5 protein-coding genes are annotated in these 7,807 nt (G+C 49.8%); all 5 read left to right on the plus strand.

The window, feature by feature from the left end; translation table 11 throughout:
- On the plus strand, positions 1 to 913 hold a 913-nt coding region (locus EA408_13545), incomplete at its 5' end, for a DUF4976 domain-containing protein (protein TVR68437.1).
- A gap of 62 nt (positions 914 to 975) precedes the next feature.
- The gene (locus EA408_13550) at positions 976 to 2,763 is read left to right on the plus strand and encodes an N-acetylgalactosamine 6-sulfate sulfatase (protein TVR68438.1); all 1,788 of its coding nucleotides are present in this window, start codon (positions 976 to 978) and stop codon (positions 2,761 to 2,763) included.
- Between the two features lie 121 nt (positions 2,764 to 2,884).
- Positions 2,885 to 4,273: an arylsulfatase gene (locus tag EA408_13555; protein TVR68439.1), complete on the plus strand. Its 1,389-nt coding sequence runs from the start codon at positions 2,885 to 2,887 to the stop codon at positions 4,271 to 4,273.
- 25 nt (positions 4,274 to 4,298) lie between these two features.
- Entirely contained in the window at positions 4,299 to 5,198 is a 900-nt protein-coding gene (locus EA408_13560; protein ID TVR68440.1) for a hypothetical protein, read from the plus strand.
- A gap of 90 nt (positions 5,199 to 5,288) precedes the next feature.
- The coding region (locus tag EA408_13565) for a hypothetical protein (GenBank protein ID TVR68441.1) at positions 5,289 to 7,807 on the plus strand (2,519 nt) is incomplete at its 3' end.

The following is a 7,807-nucleotide window of genomic DNA, read 5'->3' on the forward strand; positions in this document are numbered from 1 at the left end:
TTTTCCCGAGCCTTTCAATCTTTTTGACGACTATTCGGGAATGGGTGCTGCGGCCAGGGAGCAGGATATGTCTATTGAGCATACGATGCGGATCGTTGAGGACCTTAAAATGTGGCCCCCAGGTGCATCAGGAGGTGTTTACAACAGGACCGTGGGCAGGATGGATGAGGAGCAGCGGAGGCTGTGGGACATGACATATGAACCTATAAGGGAGGAATTTGAAAAGCTTAATCCACAGGGAAAAGACCTTGTCAGGTGGAAATATCAGCGGTATATGTATGATTATCTGGCCACTATACAGTCTGTTGACGAAAGCGTTGGCCGTATACTTCAGTATCTTGAAGATACAGGAATGGATGAAAATACCATAGTTATATATACCTCCGATCAGGGTTTTTATCTTGGTGAGCACGGCTGGTTTGACAAGCGCTTCATGTATGAAGAGTCATACCGCACCCCCCTGGTTATAAAATGGCCGGGGCATATTGAACCCGGAAGTGTAAATAAAGACATTGTCTCAAACCTTGATTTTGCCCAGACCTTTCTTGATGCTGCAGGCGCTCCCGATCCCGGGGATATGCAGGGCAGAAGCATGCTGCCATTACTGCGAGGTGAAAATGTAAGGGACTGGAGAGATGCACATTATTATCATTATTACGAATATCCGGCAGTACATAGCGTCAAGCGTCATTACGGGATTGCAACAGACCGCTACAAGCTGATCCATTTCTATTACGATATAGATGAATGGGAGATGTATGACCTGGAAACCGATCCGCATGAGATGCAGAATGTATACGATGATCCCTCCTACGCCGTGGTACGCGATGATTTACATATCAGGCTTGACGAGCTAAGGGATAAATACGGAGAAACTCCTGAAGATTCCTTCAGGCTGCTTCCGGTCGAGTAATAAAACGCATGTTAATTTGATCAGGATTATTTATAATAACGCAGAGATCAATCCGCTTTATCATGATAGTAAACAAAAAGACCACATTTATTCCTGTCATCCCCCTGCTGACTGCAGGCGCCGGGATGTTTGGATGCAGCTCACCGGAAGCTGAAAGGCCCCGGCAGCCCAATATTGTGATCATTATTACCGACGACCAGGGCTGGGGTGATATAAGCCTGCACGGGAACACCAACCTGCATACACCGAATATCGACGCACTGGCTCAGAACGGGGCGCAGTTCACCAACTTCTACGTGCAGCCGGTGTGCTCCCCCACCCGCGCCGACCTGCTTACCGGCCGGTACCATACCCGGTCAGGAGTCTTCGATACTTCCGAAGGCGGTGAGCGGATGAACCTTGATGAGACAACATTTGCAGATATTTTCAGGTCAGCAGGTTACGCCACCGCCGCTTTCGGCAAATGGCACAACGGGATGCAGTATCCCTACCATCCCAACGGCAGGGGTTTTGATGAATTTTACGGATTCTGTTCGGGCCACTGGGGCGACTATTTCAGTCCCCCATTGGAGCACAACGGCAAGATCGTACAGGGCGACGGTTATGTTCCCGACGACATAACCGGCAGGGCCATCGAATTTATCAGGGAAAACCGGGAAAGCCCTTTCCTGGTTTATATCGCACAGATAACTCCCCACACCCCGATGCAGGTGCCTGACCGGTGGTATGACCGGTTCGCTGATTTTGAGCCCGGGATGCTAACGGACGACCGGTATGAGGAGGACGTTGAATTTACCAGGGCAGCCCTGGCCATGTGTGAAAATATAGACTGGAACGTCGGCAGGGTGACTGATGCCCTCAGGGAACTGGGACTGGAGGAAAATACAATAGTCATCTTCATGAATGATAACGGTCCCAACAGCTGGCGGTGGAACGGCGGCATGAAGGGCAGAAAAGGATCGACCGATGAGGGTGGGGTCCGTTCTCCCTTTTATTTACAATGGAAAGAAACTATAAACCCCGGAAAGGTGATTGAAGAGGTGGCGGGTGCGATAGATGTTCTGCCCACGCTCGCACATCTTGCAGGTATAGAGTACAGCACCGTTTACCCACTGGATGGGGTGAGCCTGCGGCCGCTCATTATGGATGAAGGTGTTTTTGCCGGCGACCGCTACATATTTGCCCACTGGAACGGCAATGTAAGTGTCAGGGATCAGAGATACAGGCTTGACCACCAGGGAAGGCTTTTCGATATTGTTGAGGATCGGGGACAAAGAGTTGATATAAGCGAAGAAGAGCCTGAAATCAGGGAAAGAATGGCGGAAGCGGTTAATAACTGGAAAAATGAAACGATGCAGGGTTTGGGTGCCGGAAACCGCCCGTTCACGGTGGGACACCCCGATGCCATCTACACACAGCTTCCTGCAAGGGACGGCAGGCCGCACGGGAATATAGTAAGGTCGAACAGGTGGCCCAACAGCAGCTTCTTTACCAACTGGACCTCGCTTGACGATAAAATTACCTGGGATGTTGAAGTATTGGCCGATGGCTGGTTCGAGGTGGAGATACATTACACCTGTCCGCCGCAGGACACCGGATCAACGTTTGAGCTCTCTTTTGGCTCCTCAATTGTTAGGGGACAAATAACAGAGGGACATGACCCGCCCCTCAGGGGAATGGAAAATGACAGGGTTAAAAGGGTGGAATCATATGTAAAGGACTTTAAACCGCTGCATGCCGGAAAGATATTCCTTGAGCAGGGAAAAGGACAAATCACGCTTCAGGCTACCGGAATGCCCGGGTCACAGGTTATGGATTTCAGACTGTTGATGCTGAAGAGGGTGGATTGACTGATAAAATATTTTTAACCCGGGGCAAGCCTGTTGCAGGACAGACAGACAGACAGACAGACAACTTCGATGAGAATAATTGACACATGGCAACCAGTCCCACAAATAAACCAATAATACTATGCAAATTTCCAGATCACTTACCAGGACAATCCCGCTGCTTGCGCTGGCACCGGGGTTTGCCGCCTGCACTCAGGCTGAGCCGGAGAAAGAAGAACAACCCAATATAGTGATTATCTTTCTTGATGATGCCGGCTGGGCCGATTTCCAACCATTCGCCGAAACACGTTACCCTACTCCAAATGTCAGGCAACTGGCTGAGGAGGGCCGAACCTTCCATAATTTCTATGTACCCCAGGCCGTTTGTTCTGCCTCCAGGGCTGCACTTCTCACGGGTTGCTACCCAGAAAGAGTTGGGCTGTTCGGGGCCCATGCACCGCGGCAGCGGGGACTGGATCCGGAGTTTGCTACAATCGGAGAACTTCTCCAGCAGATTGGGTATAAGACAGGTTTTTTCGGTAAATGGCATATAGGAGACCAGCCGGATACCAGGCCTCCTGCAAGAGGTTTTGACGAGTCAGCCGGGATCATGTATTCAAACGATATGTGGGCAGGGCATCCGGAAAGACCGGAGTTTTGGGGTCAATGGCCACTACAGTACTGGGAAAACGGAGAAATAACAATCGATTCGGTCACTGCTGCCCACCAGGAGTGGTTTACCACCTGGTTTACCGAAAAATCGGTCGATTTTATAAACCGTAACAGCGAATCCCCGTTCTTCCTTTATGTCCCCCACCCTCAGCCCCACGTGCCACTTTTCGTAAGCGACAAGTTTGCAGGTAAGTCCGGTACCGGACTTTACGGTGATGTTATCATGGAGCTGGACTGGTCGGTTGGCGAGATCATGAAAGCCTTGAAAGAAAACGGCATCGAAGAGAATACAATGGTGATCTTCACGTCAGACAACGGACCCTGGCTTGCATATGGAAATCATGCAGGACAAACTCCGTATCGCGGAGAGAAAGGCACATCATTCGACGGGGGCATACGCTCGCCACTAATAATCAAATACCCCCGGCAAATTGAACCGGGAGATATTTCCCACCAAACGTTTATGTCAATAGATTTTCTCCCTGTAATATCATATCTTACAGGAGCGCCGTTGCCGGATCACGAAATAGACGGTAAGAACGTATGGGATATAATTTCCGGAAAAGAGGGTGCGGTAAACCCACACGATTATTATGGTTTCACCATGATCAACAATTTTGAGGGAGTGCTCAGCTCTGACGGGAAGTGGAAGCTTCACCTCCCCCATGATTACAGGTATCCTCTCAGGGGCGGCATTGACGGCCAGGCAGGCACTTACATCCAGAAGAGGATCGACACGGCTCTATTCGATATGGTTCATGACCCTTATGAAAAGATCAACGTGATTACTGAATATCCCGAAATCGCAGAACAACTGTTGAACTACGCCAATTATCACAGGAAAAAGTTCTTCGAATAAATTGAGTAAATTTGCCAGTCAATACATGATGAAGACTGCACAAACTACATTATCTGTTATCCTGCTACTGGCGATAGTTGCTGGTTGCGGGCCTGCCCGCCGGATAACCGCCCTGCATGAAGAGGTTGAAGCAGAATACAACGCCGGTAATTACCGTATTGCCCTTGAACTTTACGAGGAGATCATTGAGCTTGAAAAGAGCCGCAACCGCGAGGCAGACGGTGAGACCTGGTACAGGGCGGGGATTTCTGCCTGGGAGACCGGACACCGCAACAAAGCGATAGAATACCTGGTTCAGGCCGGCCGGAAAGATACCTCGGGTGAGAGAGGTTATTATATACTTGCAACTGCATACCGGGAAATTGACAATCTTTCTCTCGAGATAACAAATCTCGAAAACTATATTGACAATTACCCTGGTGGCGATAAGGCAGATGAGATGAGGATAAGGCTTTTTGATACATACCTGGAAAGCAATAACACCGACAGGGCGCTGGAGCTTTGGGAGGACCTGGAAGAACTGGCGCCCGGCAATGCCGGTCTTCTGGAAAGCTGGTATGAGCTTAACAGGCATCTTGGCAGGGATGGTAAACTGAAAGATATTGCACGCGACCTTTACAATGCCGACAACACCAACTTAACAGCACTGGAGTACCTGGGCGACCACTACTTCTGGCTGGCTGAAAACCGCTACCAGGAGGAGTTTACTGCTTATGAACAGAACCAGACAAGGGCACAATACAGGCAGCTTCTGAATGCCCTTGAAACAATTAACGAAAACTTCAGGATTTCGAGGAGATATTTCGAGAAGCTCTGGGAGATCGATCCAAGACCCTCTTATGCAGAGTATCTCAGGAATATATACTTAAGGTTCGGGAACGAAGAGCGTGCAGAATACTACCACCGGCGGTCACTCGAACCATAATGCCGGGATCATACTGACATCAACGCCGGAAATATTGGAAAAACAGAAAATAATCGGCATATTTATCCCGCATTAAAAACAAAACCAGATATGTTTTCAGGATTTTTTTCCAGCAACACCTCGCCGTTAAGTCCCTCCAGTGTAACAGGAGCAATCGTCAAAAAGATGATCTTCTTTTTATTACTGTTCGCGTTAGTCCACAACCAGACCCTTGCTGACTCCGACGCTCCCCTGTCACCGCCGAGGTTCTCACACACAAGTGGTTTTTATCCGAATCCATTCGGACTCATCCTGTCAACTGATGTCCCGGCTGCAAATATTTACTATACCCTTGACGGATCTGAGCCCGACCCGGACAATCTGTCGGGTTCTACCTACACATACAAGAACACCTGGGTTGCGCGGCCGGGTCAGGAACCCGGACAATTCCTGACGGGATTATACAGAACACATATCTATGAGGATTTCATCTTCATTGAAAACCGCAGGTTTGAAGATGACAGGATAACAAATAAAGCCTCATCTTACCATAATCCGCCATATTATTTCCCTAATGCACCCGTCGTCAAGGGTACGGTGGTACGCGCCATCACTCACAGGGCAGGTGATACTCCCAGTCCGGTCGTAACCCACACCTACTTCTTATTTGACAGGAACAGGTACGATCTTCCGGTCATAGCCATCAGCACGGGAGAGCAGAACCTGTTCGACTACAACAAAGGCATATATACCCCTGGAAAGGTGTTTGACAACTGGCGCGAAGCCTATCCCGACAGAAATGCCGACGGGGGCAGCAGGGGAAATTATCACATGAGAGGAAGTGACTGGGAGTACCCTGCAAGCTTCACTTTCTGGGACAGCGGTTCAACCAGACCTGAACTGAACCAGGAGGTAGGCATCCGTATCCATGGAGGATGGAGCAGGGCGCATCCGATGAAATCATTGCGCATTTATGCAAGGAGCGACTATGGTGATTCCAGGTTGCGCTACAGATTTTTCCCCGAACAGGATTATGACGAATACAAGAGATTGATGTTGAGGAATTCCGGCAACGACTACCCCAATACCCTGTTCAGGGATGCACTCATTCAACGGGTCTGCCGCGAAATGAACTTTGATACCCAGGCCTACAGGCCGGTAATAGTTTTCCTTAACGGCGAATACTGGGGAATACATAATATCAGGGAACGGTACGACAAACACTATATAAAGAGGGTTTACGACATCGACGAGGAGGACCTGGACCTGCTGACCGGCAACGCATGGAGAAAGGAGGGCGACAACCAGCATTACGTTCAGACTATAGAATATATTGAAGCTAACGGACTGCAGGAAGAGGTCCACTACGAATACATTCAAACCCGTATAGATACCGAGAACTTCATCGATTACCAGATAGCCAATATCTATTCGGCGAACACGGACTGGCCGGCAAACAATATTGATTTTTTCAGGAAGCGTACCGATTCCTACCAGCCATATACACCACACGGCCATGACGGCCGCTGGAGGTGGATGGCTTTTGACATGGATTTCGGTTTCGGCATTTGGGGAAAATCACCTGCCGAAAATGTAATGGAGTTTGCCGCGGCAACTGACGGCCCCGGCTGGCCCAATCCGCCATGGTCAACCTTCCTGCTTCGCAGCTACCTTGAGAATGATAATTTCAGAACAGAGTTCCTGAACAGGTTTGCCGATCTGATGAACTCCGCATTCCTCCCTGACAGGGTCACCGCGCTTATCGACGAATACCAGCAGGTACTGGAACCCGAATTCCAGGAGCATATCAACCGCTGGAAGGAACCCGTCAGCATAGACGGGGGGCAATGGAATTCCTGGTACAACCAGGTTAATATGATGCGCAATTTTGCGATTAACCGCCCCGGCCACCAGTGGGGACACCTGATGGACTATTTTGGCAGGGACACTGTTCCTGTAATTCTTGATGTTTCAGACCCGGACCATGGATATATCAGGATTAACTCCATCGATATCCGGCCCGGAACACCCGGGATCAATGATAATGCTTATCCCTGGAGGGGGACATATTTCAGCGGCATACCCTTAGAGATTGAGGCGATAGCAAAAGAGGGTTACATTTTCAGCCACTGGGAGGGCAAGAGCAACGGCGAGAATCCGGTAGTGATGACCGCTGATGAAGAAACGGGGGTCCTTATTGCGCACTTCATGCCCGCGGCCGAGAAGGAGCTGATTCATTACTGGCACTTCAACGACCTGCCCGATGATGATTCTCTGCTTATTGTCGTCTCCGACTATTCGGCCGGGAACCATGGAGAGATAACCTATCCGGGTGATGGCCCGGGATACATGGATATGGTTCAGGACGGATCTGACATTAACCTGCAGATGAGTCAGCAACCCCTGCAGGGACTGAGGGTAAGGAACCCGGCAGATACACGGGAACTGATCTTCCATGCACCATCCACAGGCTTTAGAAACCTTTTATTCTCATTTGCCGTCCGCCGGACTTCAAACGGAGCTTATAACCAGACCCTGTACGCTTCCCCCGACAAGGGGAACACATGGATATCGACAGTTGATACCTATGTGATTGATGAGGAGTGGCAGCTGGTATCGGCCGACCTGTC

The sequence above is a fragment of the Marinilabiliales bacterium genome, from assembly GCA_007695015.1.
Lineage (GTDB): Bacteria > Bacteroidota > Bacteroidia > Bacteroidales > PUMT01 > PXAP01.

What these genes read in the sequence shown, in the direction of transcription:
- EA408_13550 (TVR68438.1), top strand. Translation starts at nt 976, where the DNA reads ATGATAGTAAACAAAAAGACCACATTTATTCCTGTCATCCCCCTGCTG.
- EA408_13555 (TVR68439.1), top strand. Translation starts at nt 2,885, where the DNA reads ATGCAAATTTCCAGATCACTTACCAGGACAATCCCGCTGCTTGCGCTG.
- EA408_13560 (TVR68440.1), top strand. Translation starts at nt 4,299, where the DNA reads ATGATGAAGACTGCACAAACTACATTATCTGTTATCCTGCTACTGGCG.